This is a genomic window from Variovorax sp. CF079 (assembly GCF_900101545.1).
Classification (GTDB): Bacteria; Pseudomonadota; Gammaproteobacteria; order Burkholderiales; family Burkholderiaceae_C; genus Variovorax.
In genome coordinates, this window is record NZ_FMZU01000019.1 from 117129 (window position 1) to 140881 (window position 23753).

The 23753-nt window shown below is 65.9% G+C and carries 23 protein-coding genes; 11 read left to right on the plus strand and 12 right to left on the minus strand.

Annotation, left to right across the window (positions count from 1 at the left end):
• Position 1: 1 nt before the first annotated feature.
• The 5 genes from BLS74_RS24210 to BLS74_RS24230 are packed head-to-tail and all read right to left on the minus strand — an operon-like array spanning position 2 to position 3181.
• Positions 2-1192 carry an MFS transporter gene (locus BLS74_RS24210; protein ID WP_093109702.1) on the minus strand — a complete coding sequence of 397 codons (1191 nt, stop codon included), beginning with the start codon at positions 1190-1192 and terminating at the stop codon, positions 2-4.
• Positions 1189-1896: an MIP/aquaporin family protein gene (locus tag BLS74_RS24215; protein WP_093109703.1), complete on the minus strand. Its 708-nt coding sequence runs from the start codon at positions 1894-1896 to the stop codon at positions 1189-1191. The genes BLS74_RS24210 and BLS74_RS24215 overlap by 4 nt, the downstream gene beginning before the upstream one ends.
• A gap of 4 nt (positions 1897-1900) precedes the next feature.
• Positions 1901-2395, minus strand: coding sequence for an arsenate reductase ArsC (locus tag BLS74_RS24220; protein ID WP_093109704.1), 495 nt, complete (start codon positions 2393-2395; stop codon positions 1901-1903).
• Between the two features lie 14 nt (positions 2396-2409).
• Positions 2410-2847, minus strand: a complete 438-nt coding sequence (locus BLS74_RS24225) for an ArsI/CadI family heavy metal resistance metalloenzyme (protein WP_093109705.1) — start codon at positions 2845-2847, stop codon at positions 2410-2412.
• 10 nt (positions 2848-2857) lie between these two features.
• A complete protein-coding gene (locus BLS74_RS24230; protein WP_093109706.1) occupies positions 2858-3181 on the minus strand; it encodes an ArsR/SmtB family transcription factor in 324 nt (107 codons plus the stop codon).
• 29 nt (positions 3182-3210) lie between these two features.
• On the opposite strand from BLS74_RS24230, the gene arsC reads away from it, so the two are divergent.
• Entirely contained in the window at positions 3211-3657 is a 447-nt protein-coding gene (gene arsC / locus BLS74_RS24235; RefSeq protein WP_093109707.1) for an arsenate reductase (glutaredoxin), read from the plus strand.
• Positions 3658-3784: 127 nt separating this feature from the next.
• On the plus strand, positions 3785-4576 hold the full coding sequence (locus BLS74_RS24240; RefSeq protein WP_093109708.1) for a phosphodiesterase: 792 nt from the start codon (positions 3785-3787) through the stop codon (positions 4574-4576).
• A 79-nt stretch (positions 4577-4655) separates the two neighbouring features.
• Here BLS74_RS24240 and BLS74_RS24245 read toward each other — a convergent pair whose 3' ends face one another.
• The gene (locus BLS74_RS24245; RefSeq protein WP_093109709.1) at positions 4656-5069 is read right to left on the minus strand and encodes a PPC domain-containing DNA-binding protein; all 414 of its coding nucleotides are present in this window, start codon (positions 5067-5069) and stop codon (positions 4656-4658) included.
• Between the two features lie 217 nt (positions 5070-5286).
• On the opposite strand from BLS74_RS24245, the gene BLS74_RS24250 reads away from it, so the two are divergent.
• From BLS74_RS24250 to BLS74_RS24275, 6 genes are all read left to right on the plus strand, one after another.
• Positions 5287-5646, plus strand: coding sequence for a DUF2946 family protein (locus tag BLS74_RS24250; protein WP_093109710.1), 360 nt, complete (start codon positions 5287-5289; stop codon positions 5644-5646).
• A 106-nt stretch (positions 5647-5752) separates the two neighbouring features.
• Positions 5753-6994: a TolC family protein gene (locus tag BLS74_RS24255; RefSeq protein WP_093109711.1), complete on the plus strand. Its 1242-nt coding sequence runs from the start codon at positions 5753-5755 to the stop codon at positions 6992-6994.
• An 18-nt stretch (positions 6995-7012) separates the two neighbouring features.
• Complete coding sequence (locus BLS74_RS24260; protein ID WP_093109712.1) at positions 7013-7567, plus strand: hypothetical protein; 555 nt, start codon at positions 7013-7015, stop codon at positions 7565-7567.
• Positions 7564-8667, plus strand: a complete 1104-nt coding sequence (locus BLS74_RS24265) for an efflux RND transporter periplasmic adaptor subunit (protein WP_093109713.1) — start codon at positions 7564-7566, stop codon at positions 8665-8667. Before BLS74_RS24260 ends, BLS74_RS24265 begins: the two co-directional genes overlap by 4 nt.
• 12 nt (positions 8668-8679) lie before the next feature.
• Positions 8680-11799 carry an efflux RND transporter permease subunit gene (locus BLS74_RS24270; protein WP_093109714.1) on the plus strand — a complete coding sequence of 1040 codons (3120 nt, stop codon included), beginning with the start codon at positions 8680-8682 and terminating at the stop codon, positions 11797-11799.
• Between the two features lie 36 nt (positions 11800-11835).
• A complete protein-coding gene (locus tag BLS74_RS24275) occupies positions 11836-12219 on the plus strand; it encodes a hypothetical protein (RefSeq protein WP_093109715.1) in 384 nt (127 codons plus the stop codon).
• Here BLS74_RS24275 and BLS74_RS24280 read toward each other — a convergent pair.
• The 4 genes from BLS74_RS24280 to BLS74_RS24295 form a co-directional block, all read right to left on the minus strand.
• A complete protein-coding gene (locus tag BLS74_RS24280; RefSeq protein ID WP_093109716.1) occupies positions 12206-15382 on the minus strand; it encodes an efflux RND transporter permease subunit in 3177 nt (1058 codons plus the stop codon). The two genes, BLS74_RS24275 and BLS74_RS24280, sit on opposite strands and share 14 nt — an antisense overlap.
• Positions 15379-16890, minus strand: a complete 1512-nt coding sequence (locus tag BLS74_RS24285; protein ID WP_093109717.1) for an efflux RND transporter periplasmic adaptor subunit — start codon at positions 16888-16890, stop codon at positions 15379-15381. The genes BLS74_RS24280 and BLS74_RS24285 overlap by 4 nt, the downstream gene beginning before the upstream one ends.
• A complete protein-coding gene (locus tag BLS74_RS24290; protein ID WP_093109718.1) occupies positions 16887-18119 on the minus strand; it encodes a TolC family protein in 1233 nt (410 codons plus the stop codon). Before BLS74_RS24290 ends, BLS74_RS24285 begins: the two co-directional genes overlap by 4 nt.
• A 76-nt stretch (positions 18120-18195) precedes the next feature.
• Positions 18196-18624 (minus strand): hypothetical protein, encoded by a 429-nt coding sequence (locus BLS74_RS24295; protein WP_244503977.1) that lies wholly within the window; start codon positions 18622-18624, stop codon positions 18196-18198.
• Positions 18625-18711: 87 nt separating this feature from the next.
• On the opposite strand from BLS74_RS24295, the gene BLS74_RS24300 reads away from it, so the two are divergent.
• Positions 18712-20409 carry a methyl-accepting chemotaxis protein gene (locus BLS74_RS24300; RefSeq protein ID WP_093109719.1) on the plus strand — a complete coding sequence of 566 codons (1698 nt, stop codon included), beginning with the start codon at positions 18712-18714 and terminating at the stop codon, positions 20407-20409.
• Between the two features lie 16 nt (positions 20410-20425).
• Here BLS74_RS24300 and BLS74_RS24305 read toward each other — a convergent pair whose 3' ends face one another.
• On the minus strand, positions 20426-21229 hold the full coding sequence (locus BLS74_RS24305; protein WP_244503978.1) for a GlxA family transcriptional regulator: 804 nt from the start codon (positions 21227-21229) through the stop codon (positions 20426-20428).
• Here BLS74_RS24305 and BLS74_RS24310 point away from each other — a divergent pair.
• Complete coding sequence (locus BLS74_RS24310) at positions 21168-21917, plus strand: SDR family NAD(P)-dependent oxidoreductase (protein ID WP_244503979.1); 750 nt, start codon at positions 21168-21170, stop codon at positions 21915-21917. The genes BLS74_RS24305 and BLS74_RS24310 overlap by 62 nt on opposite strands.
• 10 nt (positions 21918-21927) lie before the next feature.
• Here BLS74_RS24310 and BLS74_RS24315 read toward each other — a convergent pair whose 3' ends face one another.
• Positions 21928-22719: a fumarylacetoacetate hydrolase family protein gene (locus tag BLS74_RS24315; RefSeq protein WP_093109720.1), complete on the minus strand. Its 792-nt coding sequence runs from the start codon at positions 22717-22719 to the stop codon at positions 21928-21930.
• Between the two features lie 104 nt (positions 22720-22823).
• Between BLS74_RS24315 and BLS74_RS24320 the strand changes: the two genes are divergently transcribed.
• Positions 22824-23753, plus strand: coding sequence for a helix-turn-helix transcriptional regulator (locus tag BLS74_RS24320; protein WP_244503980.1), 930 nt, complete (start codon positions 22824-22826; stop codon positions 23751-23753).

Genomic DNA, 23753 nt, shown 5'->3' on the forward strand with positions numbered 1-23753 from the left:
CTCAGCGCGCACCGCCGGCCGGGCTGCTCCGCGCTCCCGCCGGCATCCACCACAGCGCAGCACAGGCCGAGAGCCCCAGCAAGGCCGACAGCCACAGCGCACCGGCGCCCCAGCGGTCCAGGCTCAGGCCGAAGAGAAAGGGTGCGCCTGCCTGCACCAGGCGCGCGGGCACCATGAGCAGCCCCTGCCGCCGGCCGTAGCCCTGCGAACCGAACAACAGCAGCGGCAAGGTGCCGATCGCGATCGTGAGGATGCCGTTGCCCGCACCATGCAGCACCGTGAACACTGCCGCGGCCGGCGCGCCCGCGAGCCCGATCGCCACTGCGCCGAGCGGATGCGCCATGGCAGCCAGGCGCGCCGACAGCAGCGGATGAAAGCGCTGCAGCACCGTGAACTCCAGCACGCGTCCCGCCACCTGCGCCGGCCCGACCAGCGCGGCGAAGGACACGGCCAGCGCGAAGCCCACACCGACCGCTTGCAGCACGCTCGGCAGGTGCGCGGCCATCGCGGTGCTGATGAACCAGGTGACGGCAAACACGTAGGCCATCAGGAAAGCGGCGCGCCGCGCCTCGGCTTCTGAAAGCAGCGCAGCGGGCTCCGGCTTCGCCGGTGCAGCCGCATCCGCCGCGTTCGCGCGCGGGAGCCTGGGCAGGCAGGCATTGAGCGGCAAGCCGATCAGCAGGTGCAGCCCGGCCCAGGCCATGCAGGCGCCGCGCCAGCCGAAGTGCGATTCGAGCGCCGCCGACACGGGCCAGCCGACGGTACTCGCGAAGCCGGCGAACAAGGTGATGCCGGTGATGGCGCTGCGCGCCTCCTGGCCGTGCAGGCGCACCACGGTGGCGAAGGCGGCTTCGTAGAGCCCGCTGCCCATCGCGATGCCTATGAGCGCCCAGGCCAGGAACAGCTGCGGCGTGCTGTCGGCCCATCCCAGCGCAGCCAGGCCGGCGGCGAACACGAGATTGCTCGCGATCAACACCGGTCGCCCGCCGAAGCGGTCGATCGCGCGGCCCGCATAGGGCCCGAGCGCGGCAGAGACGATCAGCGCCACCGAGAACGCGGCGAAGACCGTCGAGGGGGCCATGCCCAGATCGAGCGCGATCGGCACCGCCAGCATGGCGGGCAGGTAGTACGACGAAGCCCAGGCCAGCGTCTGCGCGGTGCCCAAGGCTGCCACTGTCGTGAGCCGGCTCATTCTGCGATCTGATTCTGGCCCGAGGATTCGATCACGTTGGGGTGGCCGGCAGGATGCAGGCGCGGCTCGAAGGCGTTGTGGATGGCCAGGCCGATGAGCGCCCCGATCAACTCTGCGAGCACGAAGCCCGGCGCGCTGGCGGGCGCGATGCCGGCAAAGCTGTCGCTGAACATCCGGCCGAACACCGCCGCCGGATTGGCGAACGAAGTTGACGCGGTGAACCAGTAGGCAGCGCCGATGTAGGCCGCGACCATGGCCGGCGCACGGCCTGCCGGGGCGCGCAGGATGACCAGCAGCAGCCCCGCCGTGGCCACGGCTTCGGCGATCCATTGCCCCGTTCCGCTTCGCAGCTTGGTCGAGAACTGCAGGATGCTCATGTCGAACATCGCGTGGGCCAGCCAGGCGCCGAGCATCGCGCCCACGAGCTGCGCTGCCACGTAGGGCACCAGGCTCGATGCGGGAAGCTCGCGGCGCATGGCCATCACTGCGCTGACGGCCGGATTGAAGTGCGCGCCGCTGATCGGGCCGAAGACCTCGATCAGGATGTACAGGCCGCCGACGGTGGCCAGGGTATTGGCCAGCAAGGCCACGGCGGTGTTTCCGCCGGACAGGCGCTCGGCCATGATGCCGGAGCCGATCACCACGGCGAGCAGGAGCGCCGTCCCCAGCATCTCGGCCAGCAGCTTGCGAGGAAGATCCGTCATGTCGTCAGCTCTGCGAGATCGCGGTGAGAGCCTGCTGCAGATCTGCGTTGCTCATGGATTCCAGCGGCAGGGCCAGCAGTTGGGTCATGCGGTAGGCGATGGCCTGCCGTGTCAGCTCGAAGGCCACGCGTTTGCCCTCGTCGTCGCCGAGCGCGTTGGAAGGATCGGGATACCCCCAGTGCACCTTGACGGGGCTACCGGGCCAGTACGGGCAGGTCTCCTGCGCCGCGCTGTCGCACACCGTGATGACGATGCGCATCGCCGGCTTGTCGTCGCCGACGAATTCGTCCCAGCTCTTGCTGCGATAGGACGACACATCAACATCGACATTGGTCAACGCTTCCAGTGCGAAGGGATTGAGACGTCCGCTGGGTGCGCTGCCAGCGCTGAAGGCACGCACGTCCTTGCCGGCCTTCGCTGCCAGGTGGTTCAGCATGCCTTCGGCGAGCACGCTGCGCGCCGAGTTGTGAGTGCAGAGGATGAGGACGTTGGTCGTCATTCAGGTGGATTCACTCAGCAGCAGGAGGAAGACGCCGAAGAGCAGCAAGCGGCAACGGTAGTCTCCGTCGCCTTTGCTTCTCGAAACACGGGAATGTTGCCGAGCGTATGGAACTGCTCCCAGGCCACGCCTTGCGGATCGGTGACCCAGTGCTTCTCGCTACGCGCGTAGCAGCAGGTGGTCGCCCCTTCGTCGAGAAGCTGCGTGTCCGCGCCTTGCACGCGGGCCTTCAGTTCGGCCAACTCTTCCGGGCTCTCCGCCTGAAAGCCCAGATGATCGACGCCAAGGGCGCCGCCGCGGGTCGAGACCGCGAAATTCAGCGGTGGGTCCGCGAGCATCCATTTCGCATAGTCGCTTTCGACGCGCGCCGGTTCGGACGCGAACAGCCTGGAATAGAAGGCGATGCTCGCCTCGAGGTCTTGCACGTTGAGGTGCACGTGGAATCGCTTCATGGGATCTCCTTCAACACGAACAGTCCTGTTCCGCCGCGGCGAGGCATTGCTCGCCCTGGCAGCAGTTCTCGGTGAGATAGCCGAGCAGCGCATCCATCTGCTGGAAGGAAGCGCGATAGATCAGGTTGCGGCCGTTGCGCTCCTGCGAGACCAGCCCCGAATGCATCAGCTCCTTGAGATGGAAGGACAGGCTGGTCGCCGCCACGTTCAGGCTTTCGACCAGCGCACCGGGGGTCAGGCCACCGGGGCCCGCCACGACCAGCGCGCGGAAAACCTGCAAACGCACCGGCTGGGCCAGCGCAGCCAGGGACCTGACGACATCATTCTCTTCCATAGTTCAATAATATTTGCATAATAGTATGCATGCAATCCCAAGACCCTGAAATCACCATCTTTCACAACCCGGCCTGCGGCACCTCGCGCAACACGCTGGCCCTGATCCGCAACAGCGGCGCCGAGCCGCACGTCGTCGAATATCTCAAGACGCCGCCGAGCCGCGATACCCTGACCGGCCTGATCAAGGCGATGGGGATCACGCCACGCGAACTGCTGCGCCAGAAAGGGACGCCCTACGGCGAGCTCGGCCTCGACGACCCTAAATGGACCGACGAGCAGCTGATCGAGCTGATGCTGGAGCACCCGATCCTCATCAACCGCCCGATCGTCGTGACGCCGCTGGGCACGAGGCTGTGCCGGCCGTCGGAACTCGTGCTGGACATTCTTCCGTCGCCGCAACGCGGTGCGTTCACGAAGGAAGACGGAGAAGCAGTCATCGATGCGCAGGGCCAGCGCGTGCGTCGCGACGCCTGATGTCGATCGGCGGCCAGGATCGAAGGCCGGGGCGTTGCGCATCAAGGACTTGGACGTTCTGACAGACTCAAACGCTGGTTCGTCCGTAGGGCGATAGGATGACCAATCTGCAGGAACAAGGCCCCCGATGCTGATCGCCCAACTGTCTGATGTACATGTGCGCCGAAGGGGCGAGCTTTACAAAGGCCTCGTGGACTCCAATCGGATGTTCGCTGAAGCCATCGAGCACCTGCGAGGCCTGGATCGCCGTCCCGACCTCGTGCTGCTGACTGGGGATCTCGTGGACGAGGGGCACGCCGACGAGTACGCGAACGTGCGCGAGTTGCTCAAGGCACTGGACTTGCCCTACCTAATTGTTCCTGGGAACCATGATGAACGGGTGAACTTCACCACGGCGTTCTACAACCACGCCTACCTGCCTGCGGAAGGTCCACTGCACTACTGTGTTGACGAGTTTCCGGTGCGAATCGTTGCCCTGGACTCATGCCCACCGGGCGAGCACCACGGGGACGTGACAGCCGGTGGACTGGAATGGCTTCGGGCCACGCTGGATGCCGACCTGGAAAAGCCGACGCTGGTGCTGATGCACCACCCGCCGTTCACTTCCGGCATCCCCTATCTGGACGACTATCGATACTTCGAGGGCGGTCTACTGGCTTCGATCATCGAGGGACGAAAAAACATCGAAGCTGTGCTTTGCGGCCACGTTCACCGCTCTATGGTTCGTCGATGGGCCGGCACGGTTGTAATGGCGTGCCCAAGCACCACGACGCAAATTGCCTTGCGCTTGGCCCCTGGCGCAGAGCCGTGTTCATATGCTGGCCCTCCGGCGTGCCTCCTCCATCTGTGGACGGCAGAGGGTCTGGTCAGCCACATCAGTTACATCGGTGAGTTCGAGGGGCCGTACCCGTTTTTCTGAAGACTCCTCACGGAGCCATCGCATGAACTCTGCAGTTGACTCGGTCACGACGCGCAATTGAACGAATGACACCGACTGGTCAAGGCTTGTCCTTGACTTGCCGACGACTCGCAACCAGTTCGAGGAACCCAGTCGCCGCATCACGCTCGCGCAGCAACTCCCATTCCGGTGCCTGCACAAGAAGCAGTTCGGCGGTGGTCCTGATCACGTTGCCATACACGACGTGTCCGCCCCTAACATGTCCTTCTGAAGACGCGATGCTCATGTGCAGATGGGCGCCCTGACGGGTCACTGTGCCAGACAGCGTGAGGATCTCGAATGGCCCCTCGTAACGAGACTCCTCGCTCTCTCCGGCGAGTCGAAGTTTTGGATCGATGAGACTGCCGATCCCGCAAAGGACGAAGGCACCATCCTGAAATTGATCACGACCCAGTGACTCCAGGGCGAGCCTGAGATCGCAGCCGGGCAGAAGGCGGACGGGCAGTTGGTGCATGCGCGAAGCGTACCCGGTCAACGATCTTGACGCCAAAGACTGACTGCGCGTGCGAGCGGCGCCCAGTCATCGCGACGAATCCGTCCCAGGGGCCGATCGCTGTGCATCGCGGATAGCCCACTTGTCAACCAGTCTGTTTCGCAGTTTGCATATCGACGCTGACAACAACCCTTCGCGAACCGGCGCTATCGGCTGCTTTGCTAGACTCGCGCCCTTCATGCGCCGCATCCTCTACATCGTGTTGATGCTCCTGCTACCGCTCCAGTGGTCCTGGGCCTCGGCGGCAAGCGTCTGCGCGCATGAAGACCAGGGTCAGGCCACCCACTTCGGCCATCACGAGCACGCGCATCAGGGCGCGGCACATGCCGATGAGCAAAAGGGCGACAGCCAGGCGGGCTCGCTCGCGGACCACCCCGATTGCGGCGTCTGCCACGGGTTGAGCTCGGCCGTGATTCCCGCTTCGGACAACGGCACCAGGCCTCCCGCTTACCGCATCTTCTACGTGCCATACGCGTCAGCAGTGCCTGACCGCTTCGTCGAAACGCTCCTCAGACCGCCATTGACGCTCGTCAGCTGACAGGCTGACGAGGCGGTGTTTTCTTCGGCGCCCTCCGGGTGCGCCGCCCCTCGTCGGGTTCATGAACCAGCGGGCACACGCGCCCGCCATCGCGACGAGATTTCACATGAGAAGAAGACGCTGGGATATTCCCGGTGCGCTGGCAGCTGCCTTTCTGGCCTGCGGATTGCCCGCGCAAGCGCAACTGCCGCCGACGGGTGGCGACACCATCAAGCAAGGCTTTGAAGCCGCATGGGCGCGTCAGCCCGAACAGCGCGCCGCAGCGTTGCGCCGCGACGCTGCAGTCGCCGGCGAGCGTGCGGCGCAGCGCTGGAGCCCAGAGCCGCCTGCCTTGGACTTGACCGCCAAGAGCGACCGGACAACAAACAACAGCGGTGCTCGCGAGTACGAAGCCACTGTCGCTGTGCCGCTATGGCTGCCACGCGAACGCTCGCACTCGCTGGCAGCCGCCTCGGCCGAATCCGACGCAGTGGAGGCGCGGCTGCTCGCAACGCGGTGGCGACTGGCCGCCGAGGTCCGCGAAGCCCACTGGGCCCATCAGCGCGCTCGCCTCGAGCGTTCGCTGGCGCAGCAGCGCCTGGAGAATGCGCAGCAGCTTGCCGCGGACGTCGCTCGGCGCGTCAAGGCGGGCGACCTGGCGCGCTCCGATGGCCACCAAGCGGAGGGCGCGGTGGCTGCGGCCGACAGCGCGGTCGCCGAAGCGACCGTCGCGTTGTCGCAGGCGGCCCAACGCTGGATCTCCCTGACCGGCAAGGCAGCGCCTGCCAGGGATGAGGTCATATCTGAAGTAGCCCCGCCGGCGGCAATGCCCGATGCCACGCATCCAACCCTGCGGGAACTGGCGGCACGGGCCGACGTCGCACGGCGACAGGCTGAACTCGCCGGCGCACAGACACGCGCCAATCCCGAGTTGAGGCTCGGCGTCTCCAGGGAACGCGCAGAGCTCGGAGAGCGATACGCCCAAGCGCTCGTCGTCGGTGTGCGCATTCCGCTCGGTTCTCACAGCCGCAGCGAATCGAAGATCGCGACCGCCGGTGCCGAACAGCTCGAAGCCGAGACCCAGCTTTCATTGGAGCAGGCGCGTATCGAGGCGGAGGTCCAAGCCGCAAGAGAGCGCGTCGCTGCGCTCACGACAGCGGTCGCGGCGGCGGAGCGTCGCAGTCGGCTTGCCGGCGAATCACGCGCCTTCTTTGCGAAGTCCTTCCGCCTCGGCGAAACGGACCTGCCAACCCGCCTGCGTGTCGAACAGGAGGCCACCGACGCCGAACGCCAGGCGACTCGCAGCCGCATCGAACTCGCAGCAGCCATCTCGCAATGGCGCCAATCGCTCGGCCTGTTGCCCGAGTAAGTCATGAAAGAACAAGCAATGAATCCAAGAAACATGCTGGCGGGCCTGGGCCTTGTGGCCGCCGTGTGCGCCATGCCGGCCCCGGCAGCCGACGAACACGGTCACGACCATGGCGCGCCAGCCGCACCCAGCGGCCCGGCCTTGCCGCGCTTTTCGGCCGTCTCCGAAGTCTTCGAACTGGTGGGCGTGGTCAACGGCAAGCAGCTGACCGTCTACCTCGACAGCTTCGAGAACAACGCTCCCGTGAAAGATGCGAAGGTCGAGCTCGAAATCGGTGGCGCCAAGGTCGCGCTCCAACAGCACGCCGAAGGCCAGTACGAGGGCGCTCTTGCGCAAGAACTCAAGCCTGGCGTCATCGCGGTCACCGCCTCCATCGTGGCCGGCAAGGACGCCGACCTTCTGGCGGGAGAGCTGGACTTGCACGAGGAGGCTGCCGCTCACGACGCGCGCAAGCGCGGCTGGCCACAGTACGCGGCGTGGGCCACCGGCGCCGTTCTGGTACTCGCAGCGCTTGCCTGGCTCAGGCGACGCGCCGCCGGCGCTCAACGTGCGCGCGTGGGAGGTGAAGCGTGATTGCAAAGTTCATATTCGCTGCCCTTGTCGGCTGCGCCGCGTCCGCCTGGTCTGCAGACGAACATGGCCACAACCACGCTGAGTCCTCTCCGGCGGCAAGCTCGAACGGCCCCAGCCGGCAACCCGACGGCAGCGTCTTCCTTCCGAAGCCGGCGCAGCGGCAGCTCTCCGTGCGAACCGCAGTGGCCAATACCGAGGAACTGGCGCGCACCGTGGAACTGGCTGGCAAGGTCACGATGGACCCGAACGCCGGGGGCAAGGTGCAAGCAACGACGGCCGGCCGCGTCGAGCCGGGTCCGCAAGGCTTGCCCACGGTCGGTCAGCCGGTTCGCAAAGGCGAGGTTCTGTCATACGTGGTTCCGTCCACGGCCCCGCTGGAGCGCTCGGTCCAATCCGCTCAACTGGCGGAACTGCGGTCCTCTCGGGCACTTGCTGAAAAGCGCCTGGCCAGGCTCAAGGAGCTGTCGGACACAGTCCCACGAAAGGAAATCGAAGCAGCCGAGGCAGAACTCGCCAGCCTGGGTGCGCGAGCCAGCGCCGTGAGTGCTGGCCTTACCGGACGGGAAGCACTGGTTGCACCAGTGGCCGGCGTCATTGCCTCGTCCCACGTGGTCGCAGGCCAGGTGGTCGATGCGAGAGAGCTCATCTATGACATCGTCGACCCCGGTCGGCTGAGCATCGAGGCGCTCTCCTTCGACGCCGAGCTCGGGGCGAATGTCGGAGGTGCAACGCTCGCCATCGGCAACGAGCGCGTACCGCTTCAGTTCCTCGGCGCCGCTCGCACGCTGCGCGAACAGGCGCTGCCGCTGAGTTTCACGGCCCGCGGCGCGGCGCTGGCCAAGTTGGCGGTCGGGCAACCCGTCAAGGTCTATGTGCAGACGCGGTCGAAGGTGGAAGGCATTGCCGTTCCGGCGGCCTCGCTGTTGAAGAACCCGTCGAACCAGACCATCGTGTGGGTCAAGACCGCGCCGGAGAAGTTCGAGCCGCGCGTCGTGAGCGCCCTGCCGCTCGACGGCGTGTCGGTAGCGGTCACTTCAGGCCTGAAGGCGGGCGACCGTGTGGCGACGCAAGGCGCAAGCCTCATCAACCAAGTCCGCTGACGGGAGCCGCGCATGTTCAAGTGGCTACTGAGTAACAGCCTGTCCAATCGGCTGCTGGTGCTGATCACGAGCGTCGTGTTGATGGCCTATGGTGCGTGGACCCTGTCGCGCACACCGGTGGATGTGTTTCCCGACCTCAACAAACCGACGGTCACCATCATGACCGAGGCGGGCGGCATGGCCGCCGAGGAGGTGGAACAGCTCATCACCTTCCCGCTCGAGACGACGATGAACGGATTGCCCGGCGTCGAGACCGTTCGCTCGGTGTCCTCGGCCGGGTTGTCGTTCCTCTATGTGACCTTTGGCTGGGACACCGAGATATTCCGCGCCAGGCAGATGGTGTCGGAGCGCCTGGCGTCGATGGAAGAAGGCTTGGCGGAGGGTGTGGTGCCCCGGATGGGACCCATCAGTTCCATCATGGGCGAGATCATGCAGATCGCGATCCCGGTCGAGACCGCGAAGATCTCGCCGATGGCGGTGCGCGAGTACGCGGACTGGATACTCCGGCCTCGGTTGATGGCGATTCCCGGCGTTGCTCAGGTGATTCCCATCGGCGGCGAGGTACGGCAGTTCCAGGTACAGCCCAACACCACGCGCATGGCAGAGCTGGGCATCACGCACGATCAGCTGGAGGCCGCGCTCAAGGGCTTTTCATCCAACACCTCGGGCGGCTTCCTGGAGCTCAACGGCCGGGAATACCTCATCCGCCATCTGGGCCGCACCTCGCTGCTCGACGACCTCAAGAATCTGGCGCTCACGTCGCGCAATGGCCAGGCCATCCTGCTGCGCCAGATTGCAGACGTCAGCTTCGCTGCCGCGCTCAAGCGCGGCGACGCGGGCTTCGAGGGCAAGCCCGCCGTGATCCTGGGCATCCAGAAGCAGCCCACGGCGGACACCATTTCGCTCACCCAATCCATCGAGGCCGCCCTGGACGGCATGAAGGCGTCCCTGCCCGCAGGCATGGACGCGCCGAGAGTGACCTTCAGACAGGCCAGTTTCATCGAGGCTTCGATCGACAACCTCAAGTGGAAGCTCGTCGGGGCGTCGGTGTTCGTCGCGGTGATTCTGTACTTCTTCCTGGGCACGCTGCGGCCGACCGTCATCGCTCTCACCGCCATCCCGGTCTCGATCCTGATGGCGGCGCTGGTGTTCAGGTACTTCGGCCTCTCCATCAACACCATGACGCTGGGAGGCCTGGCCGTCGCGGTCGGCGGCCTGGTCGACGACGCGGTGGTCGGGCTGGAGAACGCCATCCGTCGCTTGAGGGAAGACCGGGCCAGGCATCCGGACCATCGGCTCAATCCAGTCGAAGTCGTTGCACGAGCCACCATGGAAGTTCGCTCATCCATCCTCTACGCCACCATCATCATCGTTCTCGTCTTTGTGCCGCTGTTCGCATTGCCGGGCATGGAAGGCAGGCTGTTCGTTCCGCTGGGCGTCGCGTTCATCGTCTCGACGCTCGCCAGCCTCGTCGTGTCGGTGACCGTGACGCCGGTGCTGTCGTACTACCTGCTGCCACGGATGAAGTCGCTCGACCATGGCGACACGAAACTATTGGCCTGGTTGAAGACGCGGTATGCGCGCGGCCTGCAGAAGGTGCTCGGCCAACCCAAGGGCGCCATCGCTGCCGGCTGCATCGCGGTGCTGGTGTCGCTCGCGGCGGTGCCCTTCTTCCCGACGACATTCCTGCCTCCCTTCAACGAGGGGACCTTGCTTGTCGGAATGCGCTTGAACCCCGGCGTCACGCTGGCCGAGACCGCGGCGCTGGCACGCCAGGCCGAAGTGCTGATCAAGCAGGTGCCTGAGGTGACGCACGTCGGGCGCCGAAGCGGGCGCGCCGAACTCGACGAGCATGCCGAGGGTGTGCACGTCAGCGAACTGGACGTGGGACTGAAGCCGCCGGGCGAGCTGACACGGTCGATGGGGGACATATCCGCCGATATTCGCGCTCGGCTTGTGAACCTGCCGGCCGCGATCGGCATCGGGCAGCCCATCTCGCACCGCATCGACCACATGCTTTCGGGCGTGCGCTCGCAGATTGCCATCAAGATCTTTGGTGAAGACCTGGACACGCTTCGCGGCCAGGCCGATGTGTTGCGCGCCAAGCTGGCGGCCATCCCGGGCATCGCCGACCTGGAGATCGAGAAGCAGGTCCTGGCGCCCCAGATCAAGGTCCGGGTGGACTATGCGGCCGCGGCGCAGTATGGCGTCCCGGCGCCCCAGATACTGAAGGCGCTGCAAAGCCTGGTGGAGGGCGAGAAGGTCACGCAGATCGTCGAGGGCGGCCGCCGTTTCGCGCTGGTCGTGAAGCTGCCGGAATCCGCACGCTCCGCAGAAGGGCTGCAGCATATCCTCATCGAGACGCCGTCCGGCCGTGTCCCGCTGTCGAAGCTTGCCTCCATCGAAGAAGGCGACGGCCCGAATCAAATCAGCCGCGACGACGGCAAGCGGCGCATCGTCCTGTCGGCCAACGCGCAGGGGCGCGCGCTTTCCGACATCGTGACAGACATGCGGCGCGTCGTGGCGCAGACCCGGCTGCCCGAAGGCTACTTCGTGACGCTCGGCGGCCAGTTCCAGGCGCAGGAAGAAGCTTCCCGGCTGGTCGGCCTGCTGTCGCTGGTTTCCCTGACCTTGATGTTCGTGGTGCTCTACAGCCGCTACCAGTCGACCAAGCTCTCGCTGCTCATCATGGCGAACATTCCGTTGGCCCTTGTGGGTGCGGTCGTGGGCTTGTGGCTCTCGGGCCAGCCGCTTTCCGTGGCGGCACTTGTGGGCTTCATCACGCTGGCTGGCATTTCGGTCCGCAACGGCATCCTGAAAGTCAGCCACTACGTCAATCTGATGCGTTTCGAAGGTGAAAGCTTCGACCAGAAGATGATTGTTCGCGGCTCGCTCGAGCGGCTGGCGCCGGTGCTGATGACTGCGCTCGTGACTGCATTTGCGCTGGCTCCGCTGCTGTTCGAAGCCGAGCAGCCGGGCACCGAGGTTCTTCATCCGGTTGCTGTCGTCATCTTTTCCGGCCTGATCAGTTCGACGCTCCTGGACACCTTCCTGACGCCGGCGATGTTCTGGCTCTTCGGCCGCAATGCTGCAGAGCGGCTTGCGGAGACCAAGGGCCAGGATGCTCTGTAACCGTCTTTATTCAACCAACCAAGAAAAGGATTCCTCATGAAAAAGCAAGCATGGATGGCCACCCTGGCCCTGGCTGTTGCCGGCGGCGCTTTTGCTGCGGGCGACCACAAACACGACGAATACACGCCGCGGCATGGCGGCATGGTCGCTCCGGGGAAAGAAGCGGACTTCGAGCTGGTGGCCAAGCCCGGCACGCTGCGGCTGTACCTCAGCGACCACGGCAAGCCGATGGACCTTTCCAAGGCCTCGGCGAAAGTCACCTTGCTCGCAGGCGCCGAGAAGACGGAGGTCGAGCTCAAGTCCGCCGGCGACAAGCTGGAAGCCAAAGGCAGTTTCAAGGTGGCTGCCGGCACGAAGGCGGTGGCCGTGGTGACGAACTCGGGCAAGACCTTGGGGACGGCGCGCTTCACTCTGAAGTGATGGCGTTCTGCGCGGGATGGCTCGCGAACGCGGTCTCACGGCCGGCGGCTCGGCGCCGGTGCGCCAGGTACCAGGCGGCCGGAATCACCAGCATGCTCAGCAGGGGAGCCGTCACCATGCCTCCCACCATGGGCGCAGCGATTCGAGTCATGACTTCCGAGCCGGTTCCGCTTCCCCACATGATGGGTAGCAGACCTGCCATGACCACGGCCACTGTCATCGCCTTGGGACGAACGCGCAGCACCGCTCCCTCGCGGATGGCAGCAAGCAAGGTCTCGTCGTTCATCGACGCTCCAGCCTCGATACGTCGTGCAAGGGAATTCTTGAGGTAGATGAGCATGACGACGCCGAACTCGGCGGCCACGCCGGCGAGCGCGATGAATCCGACGGCCGTGGCTACCGAGATGGAGTGACCCAGCGCCCAGACCAGCCAGAACCCACCGATGAGCGAGAACGGCACCGCCGCCATGACCAGCGCAGCATCACCGAAGGACCTGAACAGCAAGTACAGCAATATGAAGATTACCGCCAAGGTGGCGGGCACCACGAGTTTGAGCCGCTGCGTGGCGCGCTCCAGATACTCGAACTGCCCGGACCAGGACACTGCATAGCCGGCAGGCATCATCACCGATCGGACCACTGCAGCCTGCATGTCATTGACGACGGACCTGAGGTCTCGGCCCCGGACATCCACATAGACCCAACCGGACAGGCGCGCGTTCTCGCTCCGCAGCATCGGCGGGCCTTCCTCGATGCCGACCTTCGCCACATCCTGCAGGAGCAACTGCGCACCCTTGTCTGTCACGAAGGGCAGCTCTCGCAGGCGCTGCAGCGAGTCGCGAATCTCTCGGGGGTAGCGGACATTGATGGGATAGCGTTCCCGGCCCCGGATCACTTCGCCGACGTTGTCGCCGCCGACAGCGGTCGAGACGATGGCCTGAACGTCCGCCACGGAAAGTCCATAGCGAGCTGCGGCGAGCCGGTCCACGTCGACATCGATGTACCGGCCGCCAGTCAGTCGCTCGGCCAATGCCGAGGACACGCCCGAGACGCCCTTGACTGCGGCTTCAATTTCCGTCGTCAGGCGGTCGATGGTGGCCAGGTCCGCACCGGCCACCTTGATGCCGACAGGGCTCTTGATGCCGGTTGCCAGCATGTCGATGCGGTTGCGGATGGGTGGCACCCAGACATTGGTCAGTCCGGGCACCTTCACGACGCGGTCCAGTTCTTCGACCAGCTTGTCGGGCGTCATGCCGGGTCGCCACAGTTCGCGCGGCTTGAACTGGATGGTCGTCTCGAACATCTCGAGCGGAGCCGGGTCGGTCGCGGTGTCGGCGCGACCGGCCTTCCCGAAGACGCGTTCGACCTCAGGCACCGTCTTGATGAGGCGATCCGTCTGCTGCAGGAGTTCCGACGCTTTGGAAACTGAAAGTCCCGGGAAGGCCGATGGCATGTAGAGCAGGTCCCCCTCGTCCAGCGGCGGCATGAACTCGCCGCCGACGCGCATGGCGGGTATGGCCGTCAGGGCCAGCAACAGCGCCGCGACCACCAGCGTGGCTTTGGGAAAGCGAAGCACCGCTTCAAGCGCGGGTCGATATGCCGCCATGAGGAAGCGGTTCACAGGATTCGCCGACTCGTGAGGGATGCGCCCGCGGATGAGGTAGCCCATCAGCACAGGTATCAGCGTCACCGACAAGCCGGCCGCCGCCGCCATTGCATAGGTCTTCGTGAACGCCAATGGCGAGAAGAGGCGGCCCTCCTGCGCTTCGAGTGAGAACACGGGCACGAAGGAAAGCGCGATGACGACCAGCGAAAAGAAGAGAGCCGGACCGACCTCGATGGACGCCGAGCCGACCAGTTGCCATCGCTCAGACGTCGTCGGATTCCTGCCATGCTTCGACTCGAACGCCTCAAGGTGCTTGTGGACGTTCTCGACCATCACGATGGCTCCGTCGACCATCGCCCCGATGCTGATGGCGATGCCCCCGAGCGACATGATGTTGGCGTTGACACCTTGCCAATGCATGACGATGAACGCGGCGAGCACGCCAATCGGAAGCGCGACCACCGCTACGAGCGCCGAGCGCAGGTGGAACAGGAAGACGGCGCACACGACCGCCACGACGGCGAACTCTTCCAGCAGCTTGAAGCGCAGGTTCTCGACGGCGCGGTCGATGAGCAGGGACCGGTCGTACGTCGGCGCCACCTCGACGCCGGCCGGGAGGCTCGGCTTGAGCGTCTCGAGCTTCGCCTTGACGGCCTCGATGGTCGTGCGCGCGTTCTTGCCCGAGCGCATGACGACCACACCACCTGTGACCTCCCCCTGGCCGTCCAGCTCGGCAATGCCGCGGCGCATCTCCGGGCCGATCTGCACCGTGGCCACGTCGCGCAAGAGCACCGGGGTCGTGCCCGAAACTGCGAGCGGAATCGTGCGGAAGTCGCTCAGCGACTTCAGGTAGCCGCGCGAGCGCACCATGTACTCGGCTTCTGCAAGCTCCACGACCGAGCCGCCCGACGCCTGGTTGGCTTTCTGCAAGCCAGCGACGACCGTCGCTTGCGTGATGCCAAGGGCACGCATGCGGTCGGGGTCGAGCACCACCTGGTACTGCCGCACCATGCCACCGATGCTCGCGACCTCGGCCACGTCCGGGATGGTCTTCAGCTCGAACTTCAGGAACCAGTCGTTGAACGCACGCAGCTGTCCGATGTCATGCTTGCCCGAGCGGTCCACGAGCGCGTATTCGTAAACCCATCCGACCCCCGTTGCATCGGGTCCCAGAGACGCATTCGCCCCTGCGGGCAACCTGCTCTGTACCTGGTTGAGGTACTCCACGACGCGCGAGCGGGCCCAGTACGGGTCCGTCTTGTCGTCGAAGAGCACGTAGACGAACGAGTCTCCGAAGAAGGAGTAGCCGCGAACGGTCCTGGCGCCCGGCACGCTGAGCATCGTCGTCGTCAGCGGGTAGGTGACGAGGTCCTCCACCACCTGCGGTGCCTTGCCGGGAAATGGCGTCCGGATGATGACCTGTACGTCCGACAGGTCCGGCAATGCGTCCACCGGTATGCGAGCAGCCGACCAGACACCGGCGACCGTCAGGAACAGCGTGGCGATGAGCACCAGGAATCGATTGCCGATCGACCATCGAATGAGCGCGGCAATCATTTCTTCATGCCCGGTTGTACGCGCTGCACCGAGAGCAGCTCATAGCCCATGGGTCCGCCCTCCTTGAACTCGAATCGGACGGCATCGCCTCGCCTCACGTCCGCGAACGCCTGGGGATTCGGCTTGGAGAAGCCCATCGTCATGGCCGGCCAGTTGAGGGACGGCACGGGGCCATGGGAGATCGTGATGGCGTCCGGTTCAACGCTCTCGACCTTGCCGTCCGCCACGTGGGTCTGGGATGCTTTCCCACCCGGCGATTGGGCGGTGGATGCGGGCGGCGCGGCAGGTGCCGACATGCTCCCCAGCACCGAGCGCAGCCGGGCCTCGGAGTCGATCAGGAACTGGCCGCTCGCGACCACCTGGTCCCCTTCGTTCAGCCCCTGGACGACCTCGACATCGTCACCCAGGTCCAAGCCGAGTGCTACGTCGCGCGGTTCGAATGCACCGCCGTCCTTGCGGACGATGACGACCGCGCGCTTGCCCGTGCGGATGACGGCCTCGGCCGGTACGACCAGCCGGATACTCGTCGGTCCCGCCACCTGCAGACGCAGCAGCATGCCGGGCGTGAGCTTGCCGTCCTTGTTGTCGACCTCGAAGCGCGCCTTCAGCGTGCGCGTGTTCGCATTGAGCTCTGGAAGTATTTCCTTGAGCTCGCCCTCGAAGGTTTGAGTGGCATCCGCCTGAAACGCCGCCTTGACCTTCTGACCGCGGTTCAAGCGCACCGCCTGAGCTTCCGGAACCTCGGCCACAGCCCAGACCTTCTCAAGGCCGGCGATGCGAAACAAGGTCATGCCGGGCGTGACGGCAACGCCTTCCCGGACACCCAGTTCGGCGACGACCCCGCCTGTTGGCGCGCTCAGGGTGAAGCGCGCCTGCGCGGCCCCGATCTCTTCGCTCTGGCGAATGAGCTCAGCCGGAATCGACATGGCGCGCATCCGTTCACGCGCTGCAGCGATGAGGTCGGGCGCGACCCCGGCGCGCTTGAGCGCAAGCAGCTCGTTCTGCGGCCCGAGCCAGTCCGGCGCGAAGATGGTGGCCAAGGCCTGGCCTTTGCGTACGCGCTCCATCGGCGCACGTACAGCCAGGCGTTCGACGTATCCCGCGACCCGCGTCTGGACGGCCACGTTCAAGCGCTCGTCGAACTGCACCGCACCTATGGCGTCGAACGAGCTCGAGGTCTCTGCACGTCGCACGGTGGCGTAGCGGATGCCCAGGTTCTGTTGCACAGTGGGGCTCACTTTGACACCAGAGGTGCTTTGGTCACTGTCGGCGTAGACCGGAACGAGCTGCATGTTCATGAACGGCGACTTGCCCGGCTTGTCGAAGCGCGGGCCCGGAACCATCGGGTCGTGCCAGTAGAGGACCTTGCGGCCGTCCGGGGACGAAGCGGCGCCGCTTGCTTCGGCACTCATGCCTTCGTTGCTCGTGTGCCGTCCCAGGAAGAAGCCGGCGCCGGCGAGGACCGCACCGGCGACGGTGAGAAGCGCGGTGACGCGAGTGCCTTTCATTGGTCGGCTCCTTGTGCGAGTGGCTTGAATGCAAGCTGCGCTTGAGCCTTGGCGAGGTCGCGTTGAAGTGCCAGGAGCTTCCGCTGCGCTTCCACTTCGGCGTGCCTCGCCTCGAACAGCGTCATGAGCGTGCCCTGGTTCGATCGATATGCGGCAGTGGCCACGGTGGTCCGTTGCCGGGCTGGGGTCACGACGCCGGTGCGATATCGCTCGATGCGTTCGAGCAGCCGTTGGGCATCGCTGGCAAGCGTTCGGTATTCGGCGGTGGCTGCGCGGGTGGCCTCGGAAAGCTCTGCCTCGGCCTTGTCGGCCAGCGCGAGCTTCGCTGCGGTCTCTCGGTCCTGGCGCTCCGAAGGGGCCACTCGAAGCGGAATGCTCACTCCGAATGACACCATGTCTGAGTAGCCGGTGCGCTGTCCATAGGAAAGCTCCCAAGTCCAGTTGGGCTTGCGCTCCGAGGCGGCGACGGCGGCAACCTGCTTGGCCACTTCGATGTCGAGCTGCTTCGTCACGACAGTCGGATGCCCTGCGACGTACGCTTGCTCCGTAGGCAATGACAGCGCGTTCACGGGTGCCAACTCGTCGGCCTGGGTGCCGACCCAACGCTGCAACGACAGCTTGGCCACGCCTTGCTGCTGGCGCACTTCGGCCGATTCGTCCTCCGCCGTACCTCGCGCGCCGATCAGAGCAAGCACTTCTTGGCTGCTGCCCGCTGAGGACGCCAAGCGGGCACGCGCCGCCTCCAACTCCTCATGCGCGTGATGCTCCATGAGCGTCGTCAGCTTCTGCGCCTCGCCGGCGTAGAAAGCGTCGAGGTAGGCGAGCGCGGTGTTCAGCCGGGTTTCGACGACTGCTGTCCGAGACTGGATTCCTTCGCGGGCGACGGCGGCCCCGGCCGCCGCCTGGCGAGCGGCTCGCTTGTCGCTCGACAGCCATTCCTGGCTGATGCCGACGCGCTTCATCGTCATCGAATCGCGCGCAGTGCTGAACCGGTCGCCCCCGGTCACCGGCAGGTTGTCGACGCCGGCGCGCAGCATCGGGTCCGGAAGCTGGCCGGCCGCTCGGGCGGCCTCCGACGCGCTCGTCACCCCAGCTCGCGCGGCGCGAGCGGATTCGGAGCGTTTGACGGCCAGGTCGAGCGCCGTCTCGAGGGTCAGGGGTGCTGCCGCTACCAGGCAGGGAAGCAGTGCGGCGGCCAAGGCGGCTGCGCGCAGGAGGTGGGATGGCATGAAAACTCCGAAGACGAATGAGGCATCAGCTGGCGAGCGGACGAGCCGCACCAGCGCCGGTCAGTCGACGGAGATTTCAGACTCGGAGTCTGCGAGTGGCAAGAAAAACGGGGCCGGGCGGAGGTCGGACCTCCGGTGTCGCTGCGACGGGAATCGCCGCCGCGAGCTGTGCCTCCATCACAACAGGCACGACCAGCACCTGCACGATGGCCGGGAGCGACGGGGTGGCCAGCTTCACCGGCTCGAACGACAGCGACATGTCGGCTGCGTGCTGGTGGCAGAGCACCGGCTGCGCCGAATCCATGCCTTCACAGGGTTCGCCTGCGGCCATCATTTCCGCCATCGCGACTGCGTCCGCGGCGCCAGGGCAGACGTAGTTCGCGAGCGCCAGCTGTGAGAACAGCAGCGACAGGACCACGAAGAACGCGGTCATGCGGCGATGGAACGAGCGGCGGCACATAACTGCAGAGAGTTTAGCGATGTGGCTTTGGTCGCGCTCGAACATGCGGGTCTTCCCTTAATTTTTCGGACCGACTGCCGATATAGGTCTGTCTTTTCTCTTTTTTGACCTTCTCGTCTTCCGGAGCCTCCCATGTTTCTGAGCACTATCTCGATAGCCAAGCGATTGGCCATCGTGCTGGGCGTGATCCTCGCCCTTTTCCTGGCAAGCAGCGTGATTGCGGCATTGAAGCTGCGGCAGCTGGGCGTCGAGATCACCGGCATGGTCCAGGACAACGTCAGAACCGAACGCGCCGGCGCCGACTGGCTGCGCCACACCACATCGGGCGTGCAGCGGGCTGCTGCCATCGCCAAGAGCAGCGACGCCAGCCTGATCGCCTACTTCGCACCCGCCACCGCGGCGTCGATCAAGGAAACCAACGAGCTGCAGAAGTTCATCGAAGGACAAATGGTCAAGCCCGAGGAACGCGAGCTGTTCCAGAAGGTGGGCGAACTGCGCAAGGACTACCTCGCGGCGCGCGAGGAAGTCAGCAAGCTCAAGCTGGCCGGCGACCTCGAAGGTGCCGGCCGCGTCTTCAGCGCGCGCTTCGAACCGACTTCGGTCAGCTACCTGGCGGGCGTGAAGCAGATGGTCGACCTGCAGCGTGCAGGGCTCGATGCCGCGGCGCAACGTGCCGAGGGCCTGCGCGCCCAGACCACGATGCTGCTGATCGTCTGCTCCACGCTGTCGCTGATCTTCGGCACGCTACTGGCCTGGTTCCTGGCGCGCAGCATCACGCATCCGCTGCGCCGGGCGGAGACCATGGCGCAGTCGATCGCCGACATGGACCTGACCGGTGCGCCGCAGGCAAGCTATGCCAACGACGAGACCGGCCGTCTTCTGCGCGCCATCGACCTGATGCGCACGGCATTGCAGAAGTCGCTGCAGCAGGTGCAAGGCGTGGTGGTGAATGTCTCGACGGCCTCGAGCCAGATTGCTTCGGGCAACCAGGATCTTTCTTCGCGCACCGAAGAGCAGGCGAGCTCGCTGGAGCAGACCGCGGCGTCGATGGAAGAACTCACCAGCACGGTGAAGCAGAACGCCGACAACGCGCGCCAAGCCAATCAGCTGGCGCTCTCGGCCTCCGAGGTGGCGGTCAAGGGCGGCGACGTGGTCAGCCAGGTGGTCCACACCATGGCCTCGATCAATGCGTCCTCCAAGAAGATCGTCGACATCATCGGCGTGATCGACGGCATTGCCTTCCAGACCAACATCCTCGCGTTGAACGCAGCGGTCGAAGCCGCGCGTGCCGGCGAGCAGGGCCGAGGCTTCGCAGTCGTGGCTGCCGAAGTGCGCAACCTCGCGCAACGCTCTGCCGCCGCCGCCAAGGAAATCAAGGGCCTGATCGACGACTCGGTCGGCAAGGTCGATGCCGGCAGCCAACTGGTCGGCGAAGCCGGCAAGACAATGGAAGAGATCGTGGGCAGCGTGAAGCGGGTGACCGACATCATCGGCGAGATCACGGCCGCGAGCCACGAGCAGACGCAGGGCATCGAGCAGATCAACCAGGCGATCACGCAGATGGACCAGGTGACGCAGCAGAACGCGGCGCTGGTGGAAGAGGCCGCGGCTGCGGCGCAGTCGCTTCAGGAGCAGGCCGGCAGCCTGTCGCAGGCCGTCAGCGTGTTCAAGCTCGACGGGCAGCAGCAAGTCATCCGGCCCGTGGTTCCCCTCGCGCGCAAGGCAGCAGCGCAACCGGCCCGGGCCCGACAAGCCATCGCCGCGCCGCAACGCAAGCAGCTCGCCGCAGCGGGCACAGCCACCGGTGGCGGAGACTGGGAAACGTTCTGAGTTTTGCCCCAGGCCTTCAGGCCGCCACCTGCAGCCGCGCCGCCCGCTTGAGCGCCTGCGGCGGCTGCCCGAAGGCGCGATGGAATGCGCGGCGCATGCGTTCCGGATCGGCGAATCCCGCCTTTTCCGCGACCCGGTCGATCGAGTGCCCGTCCTCGATCAGCGCGCGGGCGGTTTCCACGCGCAGCTTCTCGATCGCGCGGGCCGGCGACTGGCCCGTCTCGGCGAGGAAGGCGCGGCTGAACTGCCGCGGGCTCAGATGGGCCACGTCCGCCAGCTGTTCGACCGACAGCGCGAGATGCAGGTTCTTCTTGGCGTAGTTCAACGCGTCGTGGATGCGCTCCGATCTCGGCTCGAGTTCGAGGAAGGCGGAGAACTGCGACTGCCCGCCGGTGCGGTGCGAGTGGACGACGAGCTTGCGCGCCACCGCGCGTGAGACCTCGGTGCCGAGATCGCCTTCGACCAGCGCCAGCGCGAGATCGATGCAGGCCGTCATGCCGGCCGATGTCCACACCATGCCGTCGACGATGTAGATGCAGTCCTCCTCCACTTTCACGTGCGGGAAATTTCGCTGCAGCTCCCGCGCGAAGTGCCAGTGCGTGGTCGCGCGCCGGCCGTTGAGCAGCCCGGCCTCGGCCAGCACGAAGGCGCCGGTGGAGATGCTGCCGACGCGGCGCGACTTCTTCGCCGCGTCGCGCAGGAAGGCCAGCAGTGCCGACGACGAGGGCGCGATGTCCATGGTGCCGGCGACCAGCAACGTGTCGAACTTCGCGCTGCCGAAGGCACGGGTCTCGACCTGCACGCCGGAGGAGCTCTTCACCGGCCCGCCCTCTTCCGACACCACCTCCAAGGCGTACGCAGGCCTGGTCGCAGCCGCGTTGGCGAGCTCGAAGACCGAGACCGCCGACCAGCGGCGTGTCGAGGAACGCCTGCGCACCGATCCCTCGATCACCATGCTGGTCAACAACGCCGGCATCGGCGCCACCGCATCGCTGATCGAGTCCGACCCGGACGAGCTGGAGATGATGATCCGGTTGAACGTGATTGCGCTCACCCGCCTGGCGCGCGCCGCCGCGCCCGCGTTCGTTGCGCGCGGCAGCGGCACGGTGATCAACATCGCGTCGATCGTCGCGCTGTCGCCGGAGCTGCTGAACGGCAGCTACAGCGGGACCAAGGCCTATGTGCTCAACCTCAGCCAGTCCCTGCACCACGAGCTGGGCGACAAGGGCGTGCAGGTGCAGGCCGTCCTGCCCGGCGCGATCCGCACCGAGTTCTGGGACGTGGCGGGCATGCCGGTGTCGAACCTGCCGCAGGAGATGGTGATGTCGGCCGACGACCTGGTCGATGCGGCACTGGCCGGCCTCGATGCGCGCGAGCTGGTGACGATCCCCTCGCTGCCGGATGCCGGCGACTGGCAGCGCTTCGAGGCGGCGCGGCGCGAAATGGTGCCGAAGCTCGCGCGCGCGCGGCCGGCCGAACGCTACACCGCTGACCAGACGGCAGCGTGAGCGAAGTCGCTCAGACCACGCGCACCGAGAGGTTGGGCAAGCCGTCGATGTGGATCTCGATCAGGTCGCCGCGCACCACGGGACCGACGTTTTCCGGCGTGCCCGAATAGATGATGTCGCCGGGCATCAGCTCGAAGGCCTGCGACAGGCGGCTGATCTGCTCCGCGACCGACCAGATCATGTGCTTGAGCGTCGCGCTCTGCTTGGTCTGGCCGTTGACCTTGAGCCAGATCGCCCCATCGGCGAAGTGGCCGACTTTCGCGACGGAATGGATCGGGCCGACCGGCGCGGAGTGATCGAAGCTCTTGCCGATCTCCCACGGCTTCTTCTGGTCGCCCATCTCGCGCTGCAGATCGCGCCGCGTCATGTCCAGGCCGAGTGAATAGCCGTACACGTGAGCCAGCGCCTTGTCGATCGCGATGTTGCTGCCGCCCCTGGACAAGGCGACGACCAGTTCCACTTCGTAGTGGTAGTTCTTCGTCAGGCTCGGATAGGGATGGTCGGCCACGGCGCCGGGCATGACGACCTGGATCGCGTCGGCCGGCTTCTGGAAGAAGAAAGGCGGCTCGCGGGTCGGATCAGACCCCATCTCGCGCGCATGGGCGGCGTAATTGCGGCCGATGCAATAGATGCGCCGCACCGGGAACACCTGTTCGCTGCCGACGATCGGAATCGACGACGAGGCGATATCGAATGGCGTGCTCGGGGAGCGCGCAGCGCCGGCCGGCAGGGCACAGCCGGCGATGGCCCCGCTGGCCATGGCGGCGGAGCTTGCCAACAGGTTGCGACGTGAACTGGACATGGCTTGTTCTCCTTCATAGTTTGAGTGCGAGCCATTCTTGGCCGGGATGCCGCCGCGATTCCGCACGCATCTACGCAGAACGAGGACGCGTCTACGATGGCGCGATGCCGACCACCTCGCCCCGCCCTTCCAGCCTCCGCCTCTACGGCATGCAGGAGCGCGCCGACCACCTCGACTTCGACATCCGCTTCGAGGGTGCGCGCGATGTCCTCGCGCAGCCCCATCGGCACGAGTACTTCCAGATCCAGGTGGGCATCGAAGGCGGCTCGCAGCAGCTCATCGGCGGCGCGGTGCGGCCGTTCGGCGCCGGATACCTGAGCTTCGTGCTGCCCTACCGCGTGCACGTGGTTCCCCATCCCGTCGGCGCGCGCTATGCCATCGTCAATTTCGACCAGGGCTTTCTCTGGCCGGAACTCGATGTCGAGCCGCTCGACCTGGAAGAAGTCTCGATCGCCCGCCAGCCCGAGCTGGCTCCGTTTCTCTTTCAGGAGTATGTCGACTTCCACTTCGACGATGCGGATTTCGCCCGCATCCTGGGCTGGCTGGACGAGCTGTCGGCGCTGAACCGGGCGCGGCGCCTCGCAACGCGAAGCGCGATCCGCGGCATCCTGCTGCAACTGCTGGGGCTGGCCTGCCAGCGGCACGATGCGCAGCTGCAGGAGCAGGCGGCGCGGCACAGCAGCGGCGGCAGCTCGCGGCACGATGCGCTGCAGCGCGTGATGCGCTACGTGCGCGAACACCTGCACGAGGAGATGTCGCTCAACGATGCGGCCGCCGCGGCCATGTTGTCGCCGAACTACCTCGCGCACCTGCTGAAGAAGCAGACCGACCGCACATTCACCGAGCTCGTGACCGAGCGGCGCCTCGAACACGCCAAGGAACTGCTCCTCAGCTCCGGCATTCGCATCGGCGACGTCGCGCACCAATGCGGCTTCGGCGATGCGGTCTACTTCAGCCGCCGGTTCCGGCAATGGACCGGCATGACGCCGCGGCAGTTTCGCGACGAGGCGCGGGCCTTGCGCGCGCCGGCGTGA

Bases quoted from the DNA above. Each gene is read 5' to 3' on its own strand.
- BLS74_RS24220 (WP_093109704.1), bottom strand. From the start codon at position 2,395: ATGACGACCAACGTCCTCATCCTCTGCACTCACAACTCGGCGCGCAGC.
- arsC (WP_093109707.1), top strand. From the start codon at position 3,211: ATGCAATCCCAAGACCCTGAAATCACCATCTTTCACAACCCGGCCTGC.
- BLS74_RS24240 (WP_093109708.1), top strand. From the start codon at position 3,785: ATGCTGATCGCCCAACTGTCTGATGTACATGTGCGCCGAAGGGGCGAG.
- BLS74_RS24260 (WP_093109712.1), top strand. From the start codon at position 7,013: ATGAATCCAAGAAACATGCTGGCGGGCCTGGGCCTTGTGGCCGCCGTG.
- BLS74_RS24295 (WP_244503977.1), bottom strand. From the start codon at position 18,624: ATGTTCGAGCGCGACCAAAGCCACATCGCTAAACTCTCTGCAGTTATG.
- BLS74_RS24290 (WP_093109718.1), bottom strand. From the start codon at position 18,119: ATGCCATCCCACCTCCTGCGCGCAGCCGCCTTGGCCGCCGCACTGCTT.
- BLS74_RS24300 (WP_093109719.1), top strand. From the start codon at position 18,712: ATGTTTCTGAGCACTATCTCGATAGCCAAGCGATTGGCCATCGTGCTG.
- BLS74_RS24255 (WP_093109711.1), top strand. From the start codon at position 5,753: ATGAGAAGAAGACGCTGGGATATTCCCGGTGCGCTGGCAGCTGCCTTT.
- BLS74_RS24250 (WP_093109710.1), top strand. From the start codon at position 5,287: ATGCGCCGCATCCTCTACATCGTGTTGATGCTCCTGCTACCGCTCCAG.
- BLS74_RS24270 (WP_093109714.1), top strand. From the start codon at position 8,680: ATGTTCAAGTGGCTACTGAGTAACAGCCTGTCCAATCGGCTGCTGGTG.
- BLS74_RS24230 (WP_093109706.1), bottom strand. From the start codon at position 3,181: ATGGAAGAGAATGATGTCGTCAGGTCCCTGGCTGCGCTGGCCCAGCCG.
- BLS74_RS24315 (WP_093109720.1), bottom strand. From the start codon at position 22,719: ATGTCCAGTTCACGTCGCAACCTGTTGGCAAGCTCCGCCGCCATGGCC.
- BLS74_RS24320 (WP_244503980.1), top strand. From the start codon at position 22,824: ATGCCGACCACCTCGCCCCGCCCTTCCAGCCTCCGCCTCTACGGCATG.
- BLS74_RS24275 (WP_093109715.1), top strand. From the start codon at position 11,836: ATGAAAAAGCAAGCATGGATGGCCACCCTGGCCCTGGCTGTTGCCGGC.
- BLS74_RS24215 (WP_093109703.1), bottom strand. From the start codon at position 1,896: ATGACGGATCTTCCTCGCAAGCTGCTGGCCGAGATGCTGGGGACGGCG.
- BLS74_RS24245 (WP_093109709.1), bottom strand. From the start codon at position 5,069: ATGCACCAACTGCCCGTCCGCCTTCTGCCCGGCTGCGATCTCAGGCTC.
- BLS74_RS24225 (WP_093109705.1), bottom strand. From the start codon at position 2,847: ATGAAGCGATTCCACGTGCACCTCAACGTGCAAGACCTCGAGGCGAGC.
- BLS74_RS24280 (WP_093109716.1), bottom strand. From the start codon at position 15,382: ATGATTGCCGCGCTCATTCGATGGTCGATCGGCAATCGATTCCTGGTG.
- BLS74_RS24285 (WP_093109717.1), bottom strand. From the start codon at position 16,890: ATGAAAGGCACTCGCGTCACCGCGCTTCTCACCGTCGCCGGTGCGGTC.
- BLS74_RS24210 (WP_093109702.1), bottom strand. From the start codon at position 1,192: ATGAGCCGGCTCACGACAGTGGCAGCCTTGGGCACCGCGCAGACGCTG.